Here is a 23,470-nt window from a genome sequence, read left to right as displayed (position 1 = left end):
TTTGCTTACGGCGGAGAAAAGTTTTAAAGCAGGGATCAAGAGAAAGCAAAAGAAAGCGAATCGCAGTAATGCGTACCTTTCTCAAGTCCTTGCGGGGCAAGGGGCTTCGTAATCTTGCCCTGGTATGTTGTTGACCAGTTCCGCTTTATTGAGTGCTTACTTGGGTGCGCTGACCTGCGAACGATTAGCTGTGTTTTGGCCGGAGAAGGTTAATGACACAGCTATCTGTTGGTATTGGTCTAACCGGTCAAATACCGTATCTGAAATTACGCAGTCACATTCGCCTGTATGTCAGTTGGGTTTCTATCCGACGAGTGATCGCTTATTTCCAGAGTAGGGCTATGGTCCCTGATACCGGTTGATTACTCCCTCTAACGTCATGATGCCAAACATGATTTTCCTGACAAATGACTCGGAACTGGCAACGAAATAGAATTGTGGATGCCTGGACCAAATCTTATGCAATTTTCTGTCTAATAGGGCGGCTTGTTCAGAAGACTCGTTTCTGACCGGGTTATTGCTGGTGATATCATGGCCAGTGGTGGCCGCGGACTCAAAAAAAATCACTGCATCATAGCGTGCAATTTCAGCCTCAAAGGTTGAGCCTACATTTTGGAAATAGTCACTTTCACTACCCGGCCAGTAAGCAAGGCCATCAAGTGAGCCCCTATCGCAGACCAGTAACCTGTCCGGATATTGGATTTTGTGCATATCTTCAAGATTTTTCTGCAGTTGAAAAATTGTTTTCTGAACTATTCTTGTAATTTGCTCATCGTCAGAGCGTGTTATTCCACTAGAGAAAAGTACCGTTGCCGCTTCTGGGACAATGGCAATTTCATGACATAACTCCCTTCGAAACAGATCCAGTGCAGTGGTTTTTCCTCCACCCGGGCCTCCGGTTACAACAACTCGCATCTCCTTATTCATTGTGACCTCTAACTGTTTGGTTGTTATATAAAAAGTGTAGTCAAAAAAGAACGAATCAGTTGGAAATATTGATTGCTTAACTGCAAATTTAGACGAATAGTCTTATTTACTACTGGCCATGGGGCGTTATCAATGCAGGGTTCCACTTCAAATGGACGTACAGATGTACGGACGTATTGTTGGCGCTGATGTATGCGTCTGGCTTTAAGGTGTGTGTTATAAATAAAACACTATTTAAATAGCTTTTAGTGGCAATTGGTAGTCTCATTAATTTTAAATTATGGTAATGACAATTAATAGGGAGAATGTGATGTGAACGATTAATTGTTATTTAACAATCAAAAGACTGAACACATATATACGATCAATGTCATATATCTTGGTGTGGGGTTCTTAGAATTTTATAAAATTATTTTTAACAATAAATGTCTATTTGCACAAACATTTTGTAAATTGGTTATTTGTTGAACGTTAGCAACGTAATATACACCCATCATACCTATGATTAATACCAAGATAGAGGCTTACCTTTTAGAACTGAGGATAAATGATATTCATCACGGTTTTTAATGATAAGGATTAAAAGCCGGCATGAAGAGAGAAGGATTTTTACAAAATATGCAATTTGAATGATTCATTAACATGGGGTCATGATTAATTATGATTTATAGATTTATTTGAAGAGCAAATAATATGTTTTTCGGAGTCAATTGAAAATGTAGTTCAAGAAATTTAACATAAATAAGGGAACTGTATTATGTCTATAAGTGTTGCTGCAAACAAACCTAAAGAAAAGATGTCATTGACCACTCAAATACTGATTGCAACCTTTGGCGGTATCGCCTTTGGTGCATTAGTTGGGCCCTGGGCAGAAAATATAAAGTTTATCGGAGATATCTTTATACGCCTAATTCAAATGTCTGTGGTTTTGCTGGTCATGACAGCAGTATCAGCGGCGATTGGTAATGTAGACAGCAAAGGCGCAGGGAAAATGAGCCTGCATACGTTTAAATGGATTATTTCGCTTACCATTGTATCTGCATTTGTTGGATTGATACTCGCTTTGGTGATCAAGCCCGGAGTTGGTATTAGTATTGAAGGGGCAGCCACTGCGGTTGCCGCGCCGGATGCTTCCATTAAAGATACTATATTGGGCTTCTTTTCTACTAATATTGTTAGCTCGATGTCTGAAGGTGCGATGATCCCTTGTATTGTATTTGCTGTTATTTTTGGGTTGGCGATGGGGTCATATACTCGTAGCAGTGGTAAAACCATTATTACCGATTTCATAGTCAGTTTTAACGCGGTGATTATGAATATTATTAAAATGGTAATGATGTTTGCACCAGTTGGTATATTTTGTTTGTTGGCAAATGTGTCTGGAGCGATTGGATTTAAAGTAGTCATTCCAATGCTCAAGTTTTTAGCAGCGCTTGCAATTGGCGATCTTATTTTACTTTTAATGTATGGCCCGATGACCGCTATGCTAACAAAAGTCAATCCTTTTAAAATGCCCAAGAAATTTGCAAAATTATCAATTATGTCGATGACTACAACATCATCTGCAATTTGCCTGCCCACCAAAATGGAAGACAGCGTAACTAAGTTTGGTGTGAGCCGTAAAGTTTCTGATTTTACCGGCCCAATAACTATGTCAATGAATGCTAATGGCGCGGTCATGTGTTATGTATTAGCCATCTTTTTTATGAGTCAGGCTACCGGAATTGTACTGGAACCTTTCCAGATGGGCATGGCAATATTATTGTCTGTGTTAATGTGCATGGGGACTATTGTTGTTCCTGGTGGAATGATAATTGTGTATACATTCCTTGCCACATCGATGGGGTTACCTCTTGAAAGTGTCGCTATCCTAATAGGCATTGATTGGTTCTCAGGAATGTTCCGAACATTACTGAATAATACCGTTGATGTTATGATTGCCATGCTTGTTGCAGACAAAATCGGAGAATTTGATAGGGATGTTTACAATGAGAAGAAAACGGCGGAGTACTTGCACGTCTAGTAATTATTAGTTCTGAATTAAATATTTGTAATGCCAGAGAGAAGGGACTTTAGAAAGTCCCTTTTTTTGGTTTATTAAACCCAGCATTAGAACATAAATTAAGTAAATTTTGCATAGTGACGAGTATAAGCTATCCCCTCATAGTAGCGTGTGATATCGGTATTTTGTGTGGCATAGAGACATACATCTTGTTATTCAAATTTTCTAAATCACATTCGATTGGGTATTCACTGCATTCTTAACCACGATGATGAAGGCGGTGATCCCTTCTTAGCTAATCTCCTTGAGCGCAAAGACTTTGCCAAAATGTTATGCCCGTATATGACTACCAGAAAAGAGGGGCTGTGAGGATTATAGTCGAATGTCACTTCCTGACAGGGATGTTACCTGTAACTGGGGAATTGAAAGCAGAGACCACGGGCTTGTTATATTGATACTCCCTACTAATCTGATTCATATGTTATTCAGCTCAAGTTGTAAGCGACACAATAATTACACCAAATTTATATGGTTATTTAATTATTGCGAATGGCACCTCAGTTTGCGGGGGCAGGTTCAGCTAACTTGTCGCCTGATTTTTGAATGACTTCGCCTTTGTCTTGATGTTTAGTCAATGGTATTAGAACGAAAGGGACTATATGAAAACCGGTATGATCAATATAGGGTGGGTGCTTGTTCTGTGCACCACTCTCGTCGGTTGCCAGACCACAAATACATCAGCTTCATCATCTGCAGAGTCCAATACAACTGAGCCATCTGCAATTACATTCGCAACAAATAGCTCTCAAGATACTAAGGCGCTTGCAAGTGATGATGCTCAATCAAACCTTGAGATGGAGATGGTCAGGACGCTGATCAAGCGGTTACACGCGCGCTTTTATCGCAGTCACCTTAATCAATCCCTCACTGATTCCGAACGCGCGGTGAACTTATTTAACAGCATAGTAGAGACAGAAATCACCGGACAATGCCTGTTTACTCCAACTGAAGTTCAATCCTTGCGAGAGCAAACACAATCGGCGATGCTCACTGAGGCCAATAAAGGGGAATTTGCCCATGGTCATGCACTCTTCACACGTATTGATCAACGCCATATCGATAAGCTGACGTACCAGTTCAACACATTAAATCACGACAGTAATACCACCATTAATGTATCACCTGAGCTTGCGGAGTGCTGGCAAAATCAACTTGAAACGGATAAGCAGTGGCTTACCTCTCTGGGTTATGCCAGTGATGCTATCAATACTTTTCTTAATGATAGTTATGAGTCAAAACGCAACGCGCTTGCATCTCAATCACTAAAACAGCATGCGGAGCGCTGGGCTTTTGCTTATGCAAAAGGATATGGAAAAGAAAACGGTTATCTACCTGCCAACCAAGGGCCTAATTTCATTGACGGTGAAGAGGGTATTGGGGTCATGCTGAAATCGCATCATTATGGCGCTGAAGTGGTCGGTGGTTCGGCCATAGCTGTAAATACAGACCTTACAGTGGGGGATGTTCTGGTTGCCTATGCCGATAATAAGCAAGCAATGGTGCCGCTTCTGCAAACGACATTAAATGAAGTTATAGAATTAATTCGTGGTGAACCCGGAAGTCAGCTCAAACTTTGGGTATATCAACCTGAAACTGATGCGATCAGAGTTGTTCAGGCCACCCGTAGTAAATCAGCCAGAAAATCCGGTATTTCATATACGCTGGAAGCCGATAATCAGATAGCACTGATTCGTCTTTCAAGTATAACGGTTGGGGTTTCCGCGAAGCTTGCTGCAATTACTGATAAGTTGCAACAACAAGGCACGGATACCATGATTCTCGATTTGCGCAGCAACGGTGGTGGCCCGCTGGCTGAGTTGAGCAAGATTCTTGGCCAGCTCGGCGTTAATGGAGAGGCCTATGCGCTTCGTTACATTGACCGTGTCTCTTTCCAAAAAAGTGAGGCCATTAGCGCCCCGTTTACTGGAAAAATAATAGTGCTTGTAAACCAAACTACCGGAGGGGGAGCAGAGTTGCTTGCAGCCACATTGCAAGACTATGGAAGAGCCTTGATCGTCGGTGAAAACACATATGGACAAGGCACTGTGCAGCAATACCGGTCACTTGACCACATTTATGATTTATTTGACGAAAAGCTTGGGTATGTCAGTTATACCATAGCCACACTGCATCATATTGATGGCACTCTGCTCCATGGTCGGGGTGTAACGCCTGATGTCGTAATTCCGCAAGGCCAAAAGAAAGCGAAGAAACTAGCGAGCCTTAATTTTGAAGATATAGACACCGGTAGGGCCCTTCCCAGCCAGGGGCAAAAGGCCAATACAGCAAAAATACTAAGGGATTACAGCCATCTTAAGCAGTCACGTCATTCGGAAGAAGAAACGACAGCACTCACTATCGACATTGCAATTGCATTGGATAAAAGCTGAAAGCAGCCAGTAAAAGGACTAATCATTGTAGATTATTCGTCCCGGTTACTTTTGCTCGATAGTTATCAGGTGTCATCATTATGACCTGACCGCTCTAAGCACCAGCACAAAAGGTCTGCCAATAGCAGACCTTTTGTGCTTTCTCGCTAACGGAACGGCGGGAGCTAGAGAGTGTATCGCCAATCAACAATAACAACTGTAAATGAGCTTTAGCATTAACACCCCAAAGGGCATTTCGATTTGGCAGTTAAAACGTTAGTTAAACCAACGAACCTGCAGCGGACTGTAAGACAGCGGGCCATTGGCTATTCACATGGTTTGGGTATGTTTCGTACCCAAGATGACAATAAATAGTGGCAATTGAAATTACAGCGCTTAGAATGCGCAAACTAACGTTATAACTGATGTAGAGTGATTTTATGCTTCGTGATTACACCTTCGATTGTCTCGTAACCATGCCTCGCCATGAACTGGAAGAGTTCAGTGCTCGCATGATCAGCAAAATGGTGCCAGAAGACGTGATGAGTGAGCTGTTTACTTTTGACCAGGAAGAAGTCGACAGCGAAGACCGCATGTTGTCGGCGCGCCTTGATGCAATGTTACGTATGACGGCAATCGCACTGAGTGAAATTCAACAAGCGTTTGATGACTCAGAAAATGCTAAGCAAAACAGCGAGAGAATGACGCGATTAGTGCTTTGGCATTTCTACGCAATCTCATTCCATTTGGAAGAGGCTATCACACTTGAAACGCATTGTAAGCACGTTGAAAAGCTACTGGAAAACACGCCTACCGATGTTTTTGCCTGGGTTAAAACTCTGACAGAGCTTCTGCACACTTACGCTGAGATAAACGCGAAAGAGAATCCGCAAGACTGAGTTTGATTCGGGTGTTAAAAGTTAGCAACAAACAAAGGCGAACCATTTGGTTCGCCTTTGTTTATTTAGGTTCTATTGATCACGACATATTAAGTTGGAGACGGACGGTCTCGAAATACAAATATGGTTGGATACGTCTATAGCCAGAGAACTGAAAAAACATTGGCGTTTTGCTAACTAAGCTGGGTTCTGTTCATTTGTACAGCAGCGAGGGCACACTGACTTATCCCTCTTGGCCGTGCTTTAGATGAGAGAGTTAGAGTAGGACGGTGCCGAAATTTGACGAGAAATCTATTTCTCTGGTGATCTCTCCGCTTTAAAGGTATGTAGTGCTGAGATCGTATAGCACTTTGAGACTGATAAAAGAAAGATCAAGATCACAAAAGTATGCGCCTGGTTAGGTATTAAATAATAATCATTAAATTAATCTGTATATTGTCGATGAATGACATTAAGAGGTTGTTATGAAAACAGATTATTTAGTGATGGCGCTTTGCCTTTCGTTGGTTGGTTGTAGCTCCGTCCCCAAAGAAACCTTACTTCAACCGGATCCCGCCTGGACTTCAGGGCAGTTGGAAAACGGTCTTATCTATCACGTTTATCCTGACTATGAAGAACCTGTCTCCCTACGCTTGGTGGTTCACGCGGGGTCGTTCCAAGAGAGTGAGCAGCAAGAAGGTTATGCTCACTTTATCGAGCATATGGCATTCAATGGCAGTAAGAACTTTTCTCAAAATGAAGTTATCAGCTTATTTGAAGATACTGGATCTAGCTTTGGCGCGGACCTTAATGCATACACCTCTTACCAAGAAACGGTATACCAGTTAGATTTACCAGACTCCACGCAATTAGAGTTGGCATTAACGTGGTTACGTGACATCGGTGATGGCCTTGATATCGCCAGTTCTGAAGTTGAGAAAGAAAAAGGTGTGATTCTTGGGGAGTTTCGTTATGCGCGTCTGGACGATAAGTCGTTTGTAGATAAATTCTATGATCACCTTATTGCGGGTACCCCTTACGAATCTCAGGATGCACTTGGTACCAAAGTATCGGTGAATAAAGCGACATCTCAAGGGTTAATGTGTTTTTACAAAACATGGTACCAGCCTCAGATTGTAGAGATAATTGTCTCAGGAGGTATCGACAGAAAAACAGCTATTCCGTTAATTGAAAAGCAATTTTCTGACTGGGAGCGTGGACAAACCCCAAAACCGGAAAAACAAAAAATCACAATACTTAACGAAGGTGACTATGTTGAGTATTCCGGAACTGAAGCGCCAAGTATCAGTTTAATGATGAACCGCGCACCAAGCACCATTGAAAATCACACTCAACAACATCAATTGTGGTTAGATGAAGTTTCACAGAAATTAATACAACAGCGACTCATTTCCGTTTTTAACGATGCGGCATTGCCGATCCAGTGGGTGACCTCTGAAAACTATTATATGGAGTTTCAGCGTTATTCTGTAACGAGTGTTGGGTTTCCTGCAGGGGCTCGTGAAGTGACTCAACACGAGTTGTTCTCTTCACTGGCATCATTGCGTGATTATGGTGTGTCGGAACATGAGGTCATCAGCGAGAGGAACTACTACCAGGATTTGCTCGACAACGTGGAGCGAGACTGGAGTGATATGGGGAGTGTTCAACACGCTGATTCAAAAGCAACGGCTTTAGTGGCAGAGCAAAAAACGCAATCGCTGCGAGATTACCAGGCAAGTATGGAAGTATTTCTCGCAAACCTAAATCTTGATGTTATAAATGACAACATTAAAGCGATGCTTTCTAGTGATTACTTTATCGTGATTGGAATGGATGAGAGTGAAGATAGAGTCGCGATCAATAACTCTATTGATAGTTTAAAAGCGGCCTACCGTAAAGCGGGTAATCAACCTCAGTTCACCAAGACCAGCAGGGCTTTTGCTGTTCCTAGCCCACAAGGTGAGATTGTTAAGGTTGAGCAGATGTATGCAAATCCAAACATTCAAAAGTGGTCATTAAGCAATGGCATTGATATGTGGTATTTGCGTGATCATCTGGCGAATGACGACGTTGGGATTTATTACGCAAGCTTAGGCGGAAAGGCTGCTTTAGATCCGAGTTTATATCCTGCAGTTGAGGTTGCACTTCCTGCTATTGGCAGAAGTGGGGTTGGTGATTTTACTGGAACTGAGTTTGATGCGTACTTAGATCTTCAAAACATCCAAGTTTATCCGTTCATAGATTTTACTCGTCACGGTATTGAGTTTAAGTTGAAAAAGGATGGACTAGCGGAAACTTTTTCAGCATTAAATGCGATGGTTACATCAGTCAAGGTGTCACCAGAACAACTTGAGGCTGTTAAGCAAGAGTTTATACAAGATCGACAGTCCTACCTGGAAAGCCCTGTTGGCCGGTTCGATAAAGCGATGAACCAAAATACGTATCAGCCAGAGAGTAGCCATATCCTGATTGATGGTATCAGTGTTGAAGCCGTGTCTGTCGAAGATGTGCGTAATATCCATCAACAGTTATTTGGTCAACTGCGCAACAATCAGTTGGTTATTGTCGGTAATATTGATCCGAGCGAGTTAAAGCCTCTTGTGCGTAAATATTTGGCTTCGATTCCATTGGAGAGAGGTGTTGAGCCTGACTTTAGTGTGGCTTACAAACATCCGGCAAAAGAGCGCGTTGACTTGGCCATAAATAATGTGAACAGCACAGAGTACATGCTGCAAGCTATTGCTGAACCGCTACCTCATACAGGAAGTGTAAGAGGACAAACCGCCAAAGATGTCTTTATGGAAGATCTGTTGCAACGTGTGCTGACCACTCGTTTAAACACTTACATTCGTGAGGAGTTGAGCTTAGATTACTCACCTTACGCGTATTCTGTATCACAAGATGGTGACCCGAGTCATGACTGGTTTGTTGGTGCTCTGATTGCACCGGAAAATGTCGAAAAAATAGAAGTGGCCATTGATCAAGTGATTGCAGAGCTTTTACAAGGCATTTCTGAAAATGAAATTAGGGCGGTGGGCAAGCAATTGGAAGCGCATTTCACTCCTTTAGATGTGAGTCCTGTAGACCAGGCGTGGTTTGTGTGTCGCTATCTTATGCATGATTACGGAGTGGAAGCTTTGTTCGATGTAGAAGCAATGGTGAACTCAATTTCTAGTGAAGAAATGAATGAACTCGCACAGCGCATTTGGGGTGAGAACAGCCGTAAAGTTAAAAATATCATGCGGCCTAAAGTCTAAAGTTATTACCAGAGATCATATCACTCAAAGCAGACTGAGTTTGTTTTGGGTTTGAAAAGTTAGCTACAAACAAAGGCGAACCAGTGTGTTCGCCTTTGTTTATTTGTAATGAGTTTAAGCCAGTAGTTACTCCAAGTGCTTAAACTGCAACGCCACCAGCCGCTGATACAGATCGCAGCTTTGCATCAATGATTGGTGGTTACCAACATCGATCAGTTCACCACCGTCTAATACTGCGATCTTATCCGCATGTTGGATGGTCGATAGACGATGAGCAATGATCAGCGTGGTGCGACCCTTCATCAATGCCTCAAGCGCTTGCTGAACATGGTGTTCACTTTCGCTGTCTAGTGCGCTGGTGGCTTCATCAAGCAACAGGATTTTCGGATCTTTAAGAATAGCACGAGCAATCGCAATGCGCTGTTTTTGACCGCCGGATAGCCTCACGCCGCGCTCACCCAAAAAGCTGTGATAACCTTCAGGAAGCTTTTCAATAAATTCATGTGCATGGGCTTTTTTCGCCGCTTCAATCACTTGCTCGTCAGTTGCTTCCGGGTTGCCGTAACGAATGTTGTGGAACACGTCGTGACTGAATAACGCTGGCTGCTGCGGTACCAGTGCCATCTGGTGGCGAAGATCGTTCGGGTCGAACCGGCGAATATCTTCACCTGCAAATAAAACCTGGCCTTGTTGTGGATCGTAAAAGCGTTGCAGCAGTTCGAACAGGGTTGTTTTCCCCGCCCCTGATGGGCCGACCAGCGCCAATACCTTGCCTTGCTCTGCGGTCAGGTTTAACCCTTTGATAGCAGGCTGGTCGGGGCGGGAAGGGTAGTTGAAGTTCACCGAATCAAACTGAACTTCTGCAGGCATGGTTTCGCTGATCGGCAGGTGATGGTCTGGCGCACTGATATCGCTTTCTACTTGCAGGATCTCAATCAGTCTTTCCGTTGCGCCTGCGGCTCGTTGCAGCTCACCCAGCACTTCTGAAATGGTTGCCGTGGAAGATGCGACCATAATGGCATAAAACACAAACGCCGCCAGATCACCGGCAGACATTTTGCCGTGGATGACGTCACTGCCGCCAACCCAGAGCATGCCGGCAATAGCGCTAAACACAATCACAATGACACCAGAGATCAGAATCGCGCGCTGCTTCACCCGCTGCCTGCCGACCTCATAGGCTTTCTCTACCTCGACGGCAAAGGCGGCTTTTTCATGCTGCTCTGAGCTAAAGCTTTGTACGGTTTTAATATGTTCTATTGCTTCACCGGCATAGCTGCCGACATCGGCCATTGAGTCCTGGCTTTGGCGGGAGAGGGCACGCACTCGTCGCCCATAAACCAGAATAGGCACCAAAACCAATGGCACAGAAGCAAGCACAATCAGGGTTAGCTTAAAGTTGGTGGCGAACAGCATAATGATGGCACCAATGCACATTAAGGCGCTGCGCATTGCCATGGAAAATGATGAGCCAATGATGCTCTGGAGCAAGGTGGTGTCAGTGGTAAGGCGCGACATAATATCGCCGCTGCTGTTGGTTTCAAAATAACTTGGATGCAGTGTTATCACATGGTTAAACACCGCAAGGCGAATATCGGCACTGACGCGTTCACCGACTGAGGAAACCAGATAGAAGCGAAAGAAAGTACCGACAGCAATACACAGAGTGATACCAACAATAAACTGAATCGCACTGGTCAGCTCTTGCAACGACTGCTGAGCAAATCCCTGGTCGATGAGAATGCGTACCCCGTAGCCAACCGACAGTGTCAGGCTTGCGGTCGCGACCAGTGCGACCAAGGCGGCGGTAACACGCCACTTATAAGGTGCAACAAAGGTGTTGAGTTTAAGAAGGATGCTGAGGTTTTTGTTATTTTTACTGCTCATGAGTGGCTCACAAAGCTGTTCTGGTATTTGGCATAGTAAGCGACTTTGTCTGGTGAAACCAGTTGCGCTCGGGTTTCGAGTAAGGGAAGTTCTGTTTATCCAGAACCGGAATAGCCACCAACTTTATTAATCAAGGTGATCAAACGGTTTGACTTATTCGTCCCCCTTTCTATTTAGGGCATTTGCCCATCGTACTTCAAGGCTGGAAAATTGCCTCGCTTTGTCTAATCCGTGCAGTAACGTGCAGTGGAGGCGGTGACAGCACTACAGATTGCTAGTCGTTGTGATATCCCATTAAGCTGGGCCAGCACATGGCGACGGCGTATCAGTGAAAAGCACTACCTCCACCGTCGCGCAGGTGTGCGTCAATGTGATGGTGTGGAGTTCAGGTATTTATTAGCTGCTCAATATAAACCGCTTTGAAATCGGCAAGGTTAGTGATTGGGGTGTTAAAAAACATAAGCCGTTTGTTTTTAAGATCTAACTCAAAGTTGGAGCTGTCGATTTCTCTTTCGACAGATCTTTGCTGGTAATCGGCCAGGATATCGGTTTTTACGCAGTGGCCATGAGGGTCGATGGTAAATGAGAGACCTTGTATATCCAATCCCGTTGTTGTGGTTGATTTAGGAGAAAATTTAATAGTTAGAGGGTTATTCACGGGTTCTATCGTGCCTATGCCAAATACAGACTCTAGTACATCTACAGCAGCATCTTGTGGAAGTATGTGCGTCATAATTTATGTCCTTATTCTATGTTTGTAACATGAACTATCGCGATGGTGTTATTTTGATTACGTATTGCATAAGCTTATCTGGTTTGCTCACTTAATCTTAGCTCAAAAAGATGACACAGGCGCAAAATAGGGTTTTTCTGCCCATAGGGTAAGCAAACGAGGCTACACCTCGGGAAATGGAAATATTTCGGCGTCTATGGTCACCACCACCGTGGCCCAGTTCGTTTTAATGTCACCTCTTTAAGTGGTTGTTGGTGAAGCATAACGCTACAACAATTCTTTAGCTTGTTGTGTTGATCTGTCACTTCTTACTACGGTGTCTGAGATGCACGGAATTGGACAAAACCTTCCACTTCCGGTCTGTTGTGCCAGATTCTCTTTATGTTGGATTTTTTGAATAACATGCGACATACAGCTCACCATGCCAGAGCTGATCAAGGCAAACACACATTTGCCCCGAAATGAGCTAGCTAGTTAACTGCCTTACGGCGATAGATTTTTACCTATCGCTCTAAATTGGTTAATTGAGACAACTTATTTAGAGACATGGATAAATGTGCAAGCCATTCGCTAACAAGTCTTTGCCCCCAAGATGATCGCATGAATGCCTGTTTTTTAACCGTCTGACTAAAACCAGCACTTAACACTGCCTCTAGCATGGTTGTGTTCATCATGCATCGTTTTTGCTTGCCGACAATACTCAACTTTGTTGGCTCTGCTAAGAGCATATTCATTCATACTCACATCCAGCACCCAATGCATTGACTCTATGCCCCAATGCTCTCTAACGGCTCTCGCAGCTTGCTCTGCGCTAAGCTCTTTGGATCTGATGTAGTAGCGTTTGTTAAGTGTTTGTTATATAAGATTTTTGATAACTTTTGCCTCTTAATTCCCACTTGTGATAATAATAGATATAAGAATATTGAGTTTTTATGGCTCATCATGTGCATTCGGATTTATATCAAGGTTGATGGTATGGAATTAAGAGATAAGTTGTCTAAGTTGACAGCTGCATTATCGGAAGGTTTGATTGAGCGAGATACAGAAGTGAAACTAGCCGTGTTAGGCCTGTTAGCTCAAGAGAACGTTCTTTTTGTTGGTCCTCCAGGGACAGCGAAGAGTGAAATTTCAAGACGACTTGTAGAGGTTGTTAAAGATGCCTCCTATTTTGAATACTTGTTGACCAAGTTCACCACACCAGAAGAGGTGTTTGGTCCGCTTTCTATTTCGAAATTGAAGTCTGATGTTTATAGCCGTAATACACAGGGTTACATGCCGACATCTGATGTTGTTTTTCTAGATGAAGTCTTTAAAGCCAATTCAGCGATCCTCAACTCGCTCCTTACTATTATGAATGAACGCACCTATCATAATGGTGTGAATAAAGAGCAAACCCCGCTACTTTCAATGGTTGCTGCATCGAATGAATTGCCAATAGGTCACGACGAACTTGGTGCGCTTTATGATCGTTTTTTGATTAAGAAATTTGTCTCGCATGTGAGTGATAAGAATGTATCAAAATTACTGCAACTAAACCCGAGTCCATTTTCATTACCTGATGAGTTAAAGCTCACTAGAGATGAAATCAAGGAGATTGGTGTAGAAAGTAAGAAAGTTGAAATACCAAAAGACATCGAAAAAGTGATCATCGATATCAAGAAAGCATATGATTCTAAATTTTCTGAAAATTCTGATGAGGTACTTTCAGACCGTAAGCTAGTTAAAGCGGTTAAAATAATGAAAGTGTCAGCTTATACATGTGGAAGAGATGTTTTAGATTTATCTGATACTAGCTTGTTGAGGTTTATCCTATGGTCAGATAGTAATAATATCAATAAAGTAAATGACATTATAAATCAGAATCTTAGCGGGAGAGTATAAGCATGTTTGGAGGTGGCAACGGAGTTTTTACCGCGATAAATCAAATTCATCAAGACCAGGTAAACAGAGAGATCCAAGAGCAGATTAACGAATTATTAGGCCAAGATACTCATGAGTATATGGTTAAAGTGAGTTGTAAAAAGCTTACAAAAACACATATCTCTTGGATTAAAGAGGAGTTAAAAATTAGGGGGCTTTTAGGTCATCTCAATGAAGTCGCAAACGATTTTGATGTAACTAAGTCAGCAGGAAAAGCAAAAGCTGGCTGTCGATTTTTTGAGCAAGTAAATGAAGGAATTAAGCGGTATAATGCTAGTACAAAGTGGCAAGATGAAAGAATTGAGCTATTTTCACTTCCTAAGCGTAGCTTCTATATGAAAGCTCAAAGCAATACTCCGAGTGAGAAAGAGGTAGATAAAGAGAAAGAGTCAAAACTAGAACAGCAACTAAAAGCGAATATTTGGTTATGATACCGATAGTTGGAATGTTGTCTGGAGCGGTCACTTCTGCTCTTGCAGGGTTTAGCTTTGTCAAGTTAGCTACAAAGGCAACTAAATACTTTATTGACGATAACTTCCGCTCAAAAGTAACACCAGTAGAAGGGAGTGTTGTCTATAGTGACCTTTACGCTGGTGTTGAGCACTCAGGTATCTATATAGGTGACGATAAAATATCCAATGTAGTTGTAACTGGTGCTTTTGAATCCGAGGTAAAACTAGACTCACCTTCAACTTTTGTCGATAGTAGTAAGCTACACAGTAAAATCTACGTGTCTTGTGACTCTAATGGCGCAGTTGGTCATCCCATTGTTGCTGGTGAAGCGGAATCAAAAGTTGGTGATAAGGCATTCTATGGCCTACTCATTAAAAACTGTCATGAATTTAGTCGCAACTGTGTTGAGAAAGCCCCAGAAAATTCAAATCTAAGGCTTTTGGACAAGTTCAAAAGCCTTTTTGAAATGGAAGAAACTTGGGAACTTACCATCGGAGCTTTAAAGCGTTCTTCCAAAAAGCATATTAGTGCAACTAAGTGGCGCTTATGGGATCAGAGTCAAGGGAACTCTGTCTCAGAGAGTGATTTAAATCAGATATACGAGCAACTTAATAACACTCCCTTAGACCATCAAACTCTACAAGCACTTAAACACTCTCAAGCTGAGTTAGATCACTACTCAAAAGAGATTGAAGATGAGAAATTACCAGCATCTGCATTGAAGAACCTTAACCAATATAAGAAGCAACTTGGCAAGTTGAAAAATGCAGGGGAAGAAGCGTCTGAGTTAAGTAAGGGGTTGGGTTATAGTTTTACTTACAACGAATTGAAAGCTGCTAAAGATATTAATTTTTCTTCTTTAGCTCAAGAACTAGAGTCCAATCAAGCAATCAAAGAGATATTAGCAACCATAGGGCGAGCTTATATTTCTGAAACAACTAAACAAAAACAAGTGAAGCGAGCTAATACTAACGAAGTTTATGGTACACACAAGAGTGCTGACATTTCCCGAGTGTTGCCTCCCGAACTTGCCTTGCTGGAAAATGAAGATCTCGAACACCTCTTCTACGCTAAATTACTCGAATCTAATCTTTCAACCTATAAGATGCTTGGTCATCACATTGATTTGGAAGAAGAGAGTGATTCCGAGGAAGAGAAAGGACCAATTGTCGCTTGCTTAGACACCTCAGGTAGCATGATGGGAGAGCCGATCTTAAAAGCACGAGCACTCTTATTGGCAATACACTCGATCATCACCAAAGAGAAGCGTGAGTTGTACGTGTTGTTGTTTGGTTCAAGTGGTCAGGTTAAGGAGCTTCATCTAGGCGAAACATCTTCCACTGGTCTTCTGCCATTCATTTGCAAAGAATTTTCTGGCGGCACAGATTTCGAACACCCACTTAAGCGAGCTATCAACATTATTGAAAGCAAAGAGAAGTTTAACAAGGCTGATGTATTGATGGTTACAGATGGTGAATGTGATATAAGTGATAGCTTTCAACGTACACTGGTAGCGAAAAAATCACAGCTAGATTTCTCTGTTCAAACTGTTATCTGTACTGGTTCACTTGAGAATTCACATCAAACAACAGATGGCTTTAGTGATCGGGTTGTGGGTATCTAAATGCAGAACACCAGTACTTTAAGCAATTTGAAAAGTCAGAATGATTCTATGGATCGTAACTCATAATTGTCCAAAGATGAGTTTTAATTACGACGCATGAGAGTTTGCTTTGTTTCACCGATGTCTTTCATTTTCAATTCACGCTAAAAGCAAAAAAGCGAACCTTGTAAGGTTCGCTTTTTGATTGAACTAGAAGTTAACCAACTTAATTAGTCATCCTCATCTACAAAAACTAATCTTCGTAGTTCTCAGTGCCAGGGCATGAGCAAACGAGGTTACGGTCACCGTATACGTTATCTACGCGGTTTACTGTTGGCCAGTACTTCCAGGATTTGGTTGCTGGTGAAGGGAAGCAGCCTAGCTCGCGTGAGTAAGGGCGATCCCAGCTGTCAGAAGCCAAATCAACTTGGGTGTGTGGCGCGTTAACCAGCGGGTTGTTATCCAGCGGCCATTCACCGTTCTTAACCTTGGTCATCTCTTCACGGATGGCGATCATCGCATCACAGAAGCGATCCAGCTCTTCGAGGTTTTCCGATTCTGTTGGTTCAACCATCAGTGTGCCTGCAACCGGGAACGACATGGTTGGCGCGTGGAAACCGTAGTCCATCAGGCGCTTGGCGATGTCTTCCTCGCTGATGCCGGTTTCTTCTTTCAGCGGACGAATATCGATAATACACTCGTGCGCTACGCGGCCGTTAGTACCACGGTAAAGCACCGGGTAGTGCGGGCGCAGGTGTTCCATCACATAGTTGGCGTTGAGGATCGCGACTTTGGTTGCCTCTGTCAGGCCGGCTTCACCCATCATTGCAATGTAAGCCCAGGAGATAGGCAGAATAGATGCACTGCCCATATCTGCGGCAGATACGGCAAAATCTTCGCCTTCGGCACCGTTTTCAATGTGGCCAGGCAGGAAAGGTGCCAGGTGTGATTTCACACCGATTGGCCCCATACCCGGACCACCACCACCGTGTGGGATACAGAAGGTTTTGTGCAGGTTCAGGTGAGAAACGTCTGACCCGATGAAGCCCGGTGAAGTGAGGCCAACCTGGGCGTTCATGTTTGCGCCGTCGAGGTAAACCTGACCGCCCGCGGCATGAACCATTTCGCACACTTCTTTCACTTGCTCTTCGTATACGCCGTGCGTAGAAGGGTAGGTGATCATGATGCTGGAAAGGTTGTCCTGGTGTTTCTCGATTTTCGCTGCCAGATCGTTGATGTCGATGTTGCCTTCGTCATCACACTTAACAACCACAACTTTCATTGACACCATCGACGCGGTTGCAGGGTTGGTACCGTGCGCCGAGCTTGGGATCAAACAGACGTTGCGCTGGCCTTCGCCACGGCTTTCATGGTAGCGCTGGATCGCGATAAGACCGGCGTACTCACCCGATGCACCAGAGTTTGGCTGTAGCGAGACTGCGTCGTAACCGGTGATTTCACACAGCTTCTCTTTGAGGTCTTTCGCCAGTGCTGCGTAACCGGCGGCTTGCTCTGCCGGTGCGAATGGGTGGATTGAACCAAACTCAGGCCAGGTAACCGGGATCATCTCTGCCGCGGCGTTCAGCTTCATGGTACAGCTGCCCAGTGGGATCATGCCGTGGGTAAGCGAAAAGTCTTTATTTTCCAGCTGTTTCAGGTAACGCATCATCTGCGTTTCACTGTGGTGGGTGTTAAACACCGGGTGAGTCAGGTACTCAGAAATGCGGCGCAGCGCTTCTGGAATTGCAGCAAACTCGTTTGCAGCGATTTCAGTGGATAGTGCTGCGACTTCTTCTTTAACTCCAAATACGGCGAACAGGGCTTCTACGTCTGCCACGGTTGTAGTTTCGTCGCAGCTGATACCCAGTTTGTTATCTTTGGGATCGTTACCCTGAAGTAAGCGCAGGTTGATGTCGGCTGCTTGTGCTTTCGCGTACAGATCTTCAGTTTGTGCACCGGTATTGATGGTGATGGTATCGAAGAAGCTGTTGTGGGCCAGCTCGAAGCCGCCTTTGGTCAGGCCGGCTGCAAGGATGGCGGTCATATGGTGGGTGCGGCGGGCAATGGTACGCAGGCCTTCTGCACCGTGGTAAACCGCGTAGAACGAGGCCATGTTGGCAAGCAGTGCTTGCGCGGTACAGATGTTTGAGGTCGCTTTTTCACGGCGGATATGCTGCTCACGTGTTTGCATTGCCATGCGAAGCGCCTGGTTACCGTTGGAATCGATAGAAACACCGATCACGCGGCCTGGCATGGTACGTTTGTGTTTGTCGCGTGTGGCCATAAATGCGGCATGCGGACCGCCGTATCCCATAGGTACGCCGAAACGTTGTGCAGAGCCGATTACGACGTCTGCGCCCATTTCACCGGCTGGTTTCAGCAGGGCAGAAGCCAGTAGGTCAGTGGCTACTGTAACTAATGTTTTGTTTGCCTGTGCTCTGGCGATGATGTCCGTTAAGTCACGAACTTCGCCGGTTGTACCCGGGTATTGAACCAGTGCGCCGAAGACGTCTTGCTCCGGCAGGGATTCTAGTGAACCTACCTGAACATCAAAGCCGATGAATTTCGCACGGGTTTTCACTACTGCGATCGTTTGTGGGTGAACGTCGTCAGCAACAAAGAATACCTTACTCTTGTTCTTACCCGCACGCTTACACAACGTCATCGCTTCAGCTGCGGCGGTGGCTTCGTCAAGCAGGGAGGCGTTAGCGATCTCCATGCCGGTTAAGTCCATGACCATTTGCTGGAAGTTCAATAGCGCTTCGAGGCGGCCTTGAGAGATCTCTGGCTGGTAAGGGGTGTAAGCGGTATACCAGCCTGGGTTTTCCAGTACGTTGCGCAGAATTACGTTAGGCGTGAAAGTGTTGTAGTAACCCTGACCAATGAAGGTGCGCTTGATTTGGTTCAGATCAGCGAACTGTTTCATCGCAACCAGCATATCTGCTTCGCTTTTGGCTTCAGCCAACGTCATTGGTTGTTCCAGGCGAATTTGCGCGGGGACGGTTTCGTCGATAAGTGCGTCAAGACTTACTGCATTGATTGCGTCCAACATCTTCTGTTGGTCTGATTTATTCGGTCCGTTGTGGCGTGCAACGAACTCGTTTTGTGTGCTGAGGCTTTGAAGTAATTCAGTCATTGTCCTTTACCTACTCCTTGGCTCGGGTATGTTGTGAATGACTCACTTGATTATACGTCCGAACCTGGAAAAAAAGCTGTCCTCTGCATGTTGTATAGCGGACAGCTTTCGTATTCTCCTGATTACTCTTCTTCGATAGAGTTCAGGTATTCATCTGCGTCTTTTAGTTCGTCCAACTCAGATGGGTCTGAAAGTTTCACTTTCACAATCCAACCACCTTCGTATGGCTCTTCGTTGATTAGCTCCGGGCTTTCTTCCAGGTCTTCGTTGATTTCTACTATTTCACCACTGACCGGTGAGTAGATGTCTGAGGCCGCTTTTACAGATTCAACCAGGGAGAAGTTCTCGCCAGCTTCGACTTCACTTTCGACCTCAGGCAGGTCAACGAATACAACATCACCCAACATTTCTTGAGCGTGTTCTGAAATACCGATAGTTACTGTGCCGTCACCGTTGTCACGTACCCACTCGTGGCTATCTGTAAACTTCAGTGTTTTGTCCATTGCTTAATCTCCAAATAACTTGTCAGGATTTATTCTGATTTAAAAAATCTTTTACTGGTAAAGAGGGAAGCGACTGCAAAGATCTTTGACTTGTTTGCGTACCCGTTGTTCAACGGCTGCGTCACCTTCCGGGTTGTTGACCAAACCGTCCAGTACGTCACCAATCCAATTACCAATGAGTGTAAATTCTTCAGCGCCAAAGCCGCGGCTGGTACCCGCAGGCGTTCCTAAACGGATGCCCGATGTAATCATAGGCTTCTCTGTATCGAATGGGATGCCATTTTTGTTACATGTGATCCCGGCACGCTCTAATGCCTCTTCTGCTTTGTTACCTTTCAAGCCTTTAGGGCGAAGGTCAACCAGCATCAGGTGTGTGTCGGTTCCTCCGGTTACGATGTCGCAACCTCGAGTTTGCAATACTTCCGCCAGCACTTTTGCGTTGTTGATCACCGAATCAATATAAGTTCTGAACTCAGGTCCAAGTGCTTCACCAAAGGCGACGGCTTTGGCTGCGATAACATGCATCAGAGGGCCACCTTGCAGGCCCGGGAATACTGCAGAGTTGATTTTCTTGATAATGTCTTCGTGGTTGGTGAGGATCATCCCGCCGCGTGGGCCACGCAATGTTTTGTGGGTTGTGGTCGTCACAACGTGTGCATGTGGCAGTGGGCTAGGGTGTGCACCGGTTGCGATAAGGCCGGCGATGTGTGCCATATCAACCATCAGAATCGCGTTGACTTCGTCGGCGATTTCTCGGAATTTGGCGAAGTCGATGGTACGTGGAATCGCACTGCCGCCAGCGATGATCATTTTAGGTTGGTGCTCAAGTGCCAGTTGGCGTACGTCTTCGTAGTTGATTTCCAGTGTTTCGCGGTCGACGCCGTATTGCACGGCATTAAACCATTTTCCAGACAGGGCCGGGCGTGCGCCGTGAGTCAGGTGGCCGCCCGCATCGAGTGACATACCAAGAATGGTGTCGCCCGGTTGAAGCAGTGCCAGCTTCACCGCACCGTTTGCTTGTGCGCCTGAGTGCGGTTGAACGTTTGCGTATTCACAGTTGAAAAGTTTCTTCGCGCGTTCGATAGCAATGGCTTCAACGGTATCGACATGCTCACAACCACCATAATAACGGCGACCTGGATAACCTTCAGCGTACTTGTTTGTCAGGCATGTGCCCTGAGCTTGCATTACCGCTTTAGAGACAATGTTCTCAGAAGCGATAAGTTCGATTTGTTCGTTTTGTCGAGCGGATTCCGCCTGAATTCCGGCGAAGACAGCGTCATCTGTCGCAGAGAGATTGGTAGAGAAAAAGTTTTCCAAGCTGTGGTTAGGGTAACTCTTGTTCATGGTAGCTGACCTTCCAAATCTGAAAATGAACCCGCAGTAGAAATAATTATTTGATTGCGATGTTGGTTCATTTGTCCTCAAAACAGCTGAACTGCATAGCAGTACAGAGTGAACTCTCAGCCCTAAATAGTGGGCAAAAACTCCGTGGGATTGTGCGTTCTGTTGTCCAATCTCTCACGGAAATGGGCACCTCTACATCTAACAAGTTGGTAACATAACCCTTGCGTAAGGAACAATCAACCAAAAATTTCCTATAGGAAACAAGATTTCTGATTTTGTTAACAAGAACACGCTTTAATTTACCTGGTGGACTTTTATCCATTATACGCTTCATGCACAATGCAAAGAGAAAGGAATAGTGGATACAGGAAGAGGGATTTATGTCAGAAAATATCTATGATGAATATCCATCAATGACGCTGGCAAAAGAGCAGCATGATCAGAATATCGAGCCGTTAAAACTGGGTCAGCGAATCAAAGATATCCGCTCCAAATTAGGCATTACCCTTGAAGAGGCAAGCCAGCGCACCGGCCTTGCCCGTTCGACCCTGAGTAAAATCGAGAACGAACAAATATCCCCGACGTTTCAGGCTATGCAGAAACTGGCGGTGGGTTTGCAAATTGAAATGCCACAACTATTTGAACCACCAAGAAAAAAGGTAGCTACCGGGCGCAGGGATATTACCAAAAATGGCGAGGGTAAACCGCACCCTACCCAGACTTATGAGCACGAGTTACTGGCGACCCAACTTTCCAATAAGAAAATGATGCCGTTTAAAAGCCAGATTCGTGCGCGTAGCTTTGACGAATACAAAGACTGGGTACGTCACGACGGGGAAGAGTTTCTGTTGATTCTGTCTGGCTCGGTGATGTTTTACTCGGAGTTTTATGAGCCTGTCGTTCTGGAGCAGGGGGACAGTGTTTATTACGATGCCAATATGGGACATATGCTGGTCAGTGTCAGTGAACAAGACGCCCGCATTTTGTGGGTGACGGCAAAATAGTGCTAAGGAAATGTAAATTTCCTATAGTGAAGGCAATCGATTGCTCTGAATGATAAATATGCTGAAATGGCGCGCTGTTGATGATAATTGAAGCAACAGAGCGCTATTTTTTTGGCTTTTAATGTGATTGAAATGTTAAAAGTCACATTTTTGAATGCTGGCAATGGGCTAGTTCGTGCAAATTCAGTTCAGCCATGTTTATTATTGGAAACACATCCGAATGCCGACAGCATTCTCGGGTCTATCTAAATGGAGACGACAATGACTCAAGAACTTCTGAAAACCCCACTGCATGCTCTTCACATCGAAGTTGGCGCAAAAATGGTGCCGTTTGCGGGTTACGACATGCCAGTACAATATCCACTCGGCGTAAAAAAAGAACACTTACATACCCGTGAGGCGGCTGGCCTGTTTGATGTTTCCCATATGGGGCAACTTCGTTTGATCGGTGAAGGTGCCGCGGCATTCCTGGAAACACTGGTTCCTGTTGATATCGTTGATTTGGGTGAAGGCAAGCAGCGTTACGCGTTCTTTACTAATGAACAGGGCGGGATCATGGATGACCTGATGGTGGCTAACCTGGGTGATCATCTGTTTGTGGTGGTTAACGCGGCATGCAAAGAGCAAGATATCGGCCACCTGCAAGCGCACCTTCCTTCGGGTGTTGAGCTGGAAATCATTGATAACCGCGCACTGCTGGCGATTCAGGGGCCAAAAGCGGCAGAAGTGTTAGCGCGCTTTGCTCCGGAAGTCGCAGAAATGCTGTTCATGGATGTACGCAAAGTAGAATTGCTCGGCGTTGAGTGTATTGTTTCCCGTAGTGGCTACACCGGTGAAGATGGCTACGAGATTTCGGTTCCTGCAGACAAAGCCGCGGATCTGGCGCGTAAGCTGACGGGGGAAGAGGAAGTCGAGTGGATCGGTCTTGGTGCGCGAGACTCACTGCGACTGGAGTGTGGCCTGTGTTTATACGGTCATGATCTGGATACAACAACAACGCCGGTAGAAGCGAGCCTGCTATGGGGTATCCAAAAAGTACGCCGCGCAGATGGTGAGCGTGCTGGCGGTTTCCCGGGCGCAGACATCATTCTTAAGCAAATCGAAACCAAAGACGTGGCGCGTAAGCGTGTTGGTCTGGTTGGTCAAACGAAAGCACCGGTTCGTGAAGGGGCGGAACTGTTTGATGCAGACGGTAATAAAATTGGCGTGGTAACCAGTGGTACCGCAGGACCGAACGCCGGTAAGCCAGTATCGATGGGTTATGTCCGTGCGGATCTGGCCGCGATCGGAACTGAGCTGTTCGCTGAAGTACGCGGTAAAATGCTGCCTATGACGGTAGAGAAAATGCCATTTGTCCCGCAGCGCTACTACCGTGGCTAATCAGGGGT

At 44.9% G+C, this 23,470-nt stretch carries 15 protein-coding genes and 1 pseudogene; 9 read left to right on the top strand and 7 right to left on the bottom strand.

All coding sequences use genetic code 11. The annotated features are described in order from the left end of the window. Positions 1 to 339 precede the first annotated feature (339 nt). Positions 340 to 927: an AAA family ATPase gene (locus P2G85_RS14360; RefSeq protein WP_275864765.1), complete on the bottom strand. Its 588-nt coding sequence runs from the start codon at positions 925 to 927 to the stop codon at positions 340 to 342. A 757-nt stretch (positions 928 to 1,684) separates the two neighbouring features. Here P2G85_RS14360 and P2G85_RS14355 point away from each other — a divergent pair. The 4 genes from P2G85_RS14355 to P2G85_RS14340 all read left to right on the top strand — a co-directional run bounded on the left by P2G85_RS14355 (position 1,685) and on the right by P2G85_RS14340 (position 9,496). Then, positions 1,685 to 2,950, top strand: coding sequence for a dicarboxylate/amino acid:cation symporter (locus P2G85_RS14355; protein WP_275864764.1), 1,266 nt, complete (start codon positions 1,685 to 1,687; stop codon positions 2,948 to 2,950). A gap of 638 nt (positions 2,951 to 3,588) precedes the next feature. Then, positions 3,589 to 5,379: a S41 family peptidase gene (locus P2G85_RS14350; RefSeq protein ID WP_275864763.1), complete on the top strand. Its 1,791-nt coding sequence runs from the start codon at positions 3,589 to 3,591 to the stop codon at positions 5,377 to 5,379. Between the two features lie 419 nt (positions 5,380 to 5,798). Further along, positions 5,799 to 6,257 carry an exoribonuclease R gene (locus tag P2G85_RS14345; protein WP_275864762.1) on the top strand — a complete coding sequence of 153 codons (459 nt, stop codon included), beginning with the start codon at positions 5,799 to 5,801 and terminating at the stop codon, positions 6,255 to 6,257. Positions 6,258 to 6,721: 464 nt separating this feature from the next. Then, a complete protein-coding gene (locus tag P2G85_RS14340; RefSeq protein ID WP_275864761.1) occupies positions 6,722 to 9,496 on the top strand; it encodes an insulinase family protein in 2,775 nt (924 codons plus the stop codon). 126 nt (positions 9,497 to 9,622) lie between these two features. Here the strand turns inward: P2G85_RS14340 and P2G85_RS14335 are convergent, their stop codons facing one another. The 3 genes and pseudogenes from P2G85_RS14335 to P2G85_RS14325 all read right to left on the bottom strand — a co-directional run. After that, complete coding sequence (locus P2G85_RS14335; RefSeq protein ID WP_275864760.1) at positions 9,623 to 11,383, bottom strand: ABC transporter ATP-binding protein/permease; 1,761 nt, start codon at positions 11,381 to 11,383, stop codon at positions 9,623 to 9,625. A 385-nt stretch (positions 11,384 to 11,768) separates the two neighbouring features. After that, positions 11,769 to 12,116, bottom strand: a complete 348-nt coding sequence (locus P2G85_RS14330; RefSeq protein WP_275864759.1) for a hypothetical protein — start codon at positions 12,114 to 12,116, stop codon at positions 11,769 to 11,771. Positions 12,117 to 12,739: 623 nt separating this feature from the next. Continuing rightward, positions 12,740 to 12,956: pseudogene (locus tag P2G85_RS14325) on the bottom strand (ISAs1 family transposase); the annotation flags it as partial. Positions 12,957 to 13,091: 135 nt separating this feature from the next. Here P2G85_RS14325 and P2G85_RS14320 point away from each other — a divergent pair. Genes P2G85_RS14320 through P2G85_RS14310 form a run of 3 tightly spaced genes read left to right on the top strand, consistent with a single transcriptional unit; the run spans position 13,092 to position 16,113 of the window. Further along, a complete protein-coding gene (locus tag P2G85_RS14320; RefSeq protein ID WP_275864758.1) occupies positions 13,092 to 13,997 on the top strand; it encodes an AAA family ATPase in 906 nt (301 codons plus the stop codon). 2 nt (positions 13,998 to 13,999) lie between these two features. Next, positions 14,000 to 14,467, top strand: coding sequence for a hypothetical protein (locus P2G85_RS14315; RefSeq protein ID WP_275864757.1), 468 nt, complete (start codon positions 14,000 to 14,002; stop codon positions 14,465 to 14,467). Then, positions 14,464 to 16,113: a VWA domain-containing protein gene (locus tag P2G85_RS14310; RefSeq protein ID WP_275864756.1), complete on the top strand. Its 1,650-nt coding sequence runs from the start codon at positions 14,464 to 14,466 to the stop codon at positions 16,111 to 16,113. The genes P2G85_RS14315 and P2G85_RS14310 overlap by 4 nt, the downstream gene beginning before the upstream one ends. 232 nt (positions 16,114 to 16,345) lie before the next feature. Here the strand turns inward: P2G85_RS14310 and gcvP are convergent, their stop codons facing one another. The 3 genes from gcvP to P2G85_RS14295 all read right to left on the bottom strand — a co-directional run bounded on the left by gcvP (position 16,346) and on the right by P2G85_RS14295 (position 21,078). Next, positions 16,346 to 19,228, bottom strand: coding sequence for an aminomethyl-transferring glycine dehydrogenase (gene gcvP / locus P2G85_RS14305; RefSeq protein WP_275864755.1), 2,883 nt, complete (start codon positions 19,226 to 19,228; stop codon positions 16,346 to 16,348). 122 nt (positions 19,229 to 19,350) lie between these two features. Then, a complete protein-coding gene (gene gcvH, locus P2G85_RS14300) occupies positions 19,351 to 19,731 on the bottom strand; it encodes a glycine cleavage system protein GcvH (RefSeq protein WP_275864754.1) in 381 nt (126 codons plus the stop codon). Between the two features lie 51 nt (positions 19,732 to 19,782). After that, positions 19,783 to 21,078, bottom strand: coding sequence for a serine hydroxymethyltransferase (locus tag P2G85_RS14295; protein ID WP_275864753.1), 1,296 nt, complete (start codon positions 21,076 to 21,078; stop codon positions 19,783 to 19,785). A 380-nt stretch (positions 21,079 to 21,458) separates the two neighbouring features. Between P2G85_RS14295 and P2G85_RS14290 the strand changes: the two genes are divergently transcribed. Together P2G85_RS14290 and gcvT are read left to right on the top strand one after the other, a co-directional pair. Next, the gene (locus tag P2G85_RS14290) at positions 21,459 to 22,082 is read left to right on the top strand and encodes an XRE family transcriptional regulator (RefSeq protein WP_275864752.1); all 624 of its coding nucleotides are present in this window, start codon (positions 21,459 to 21,461) and stop codon (positions 22,080 to 22,082) included. Positions 22,083 to 22,343: 261 nt separating this feature from the next. Beyond that, on the top strand, positions 22,344 to 23,462 hold the full coding sequence (gene gcvT / locus P2G85_RS14285; protein ID WP_275864751.1) for a glycine cleavage system aminomethyltransferase GcvT: 1,119 nt from the start codon (positions 22,344 to 22,346) through the stop codon (positions 23,460 to 23,462). Positions 23,463 to 23,470 lie beyond the last annotated feature (8 nt).

Origin of the sequence: Vibrio sp. CAU 1672 (assembly GCF_029223195.1) — a bacterium.
In the GTDB taxonomy this organism is placed as follows: Bacteria; Pseudomonadota; Gammaproteobacteria; order Enterobacterales; family Vibrionaceae; genus Vibrio.
The sequence above is the reverse complement of the archived record's forward strand: the minus strand, read 5'-3'. Positions and strand labels throughout refer to the sequence as shown.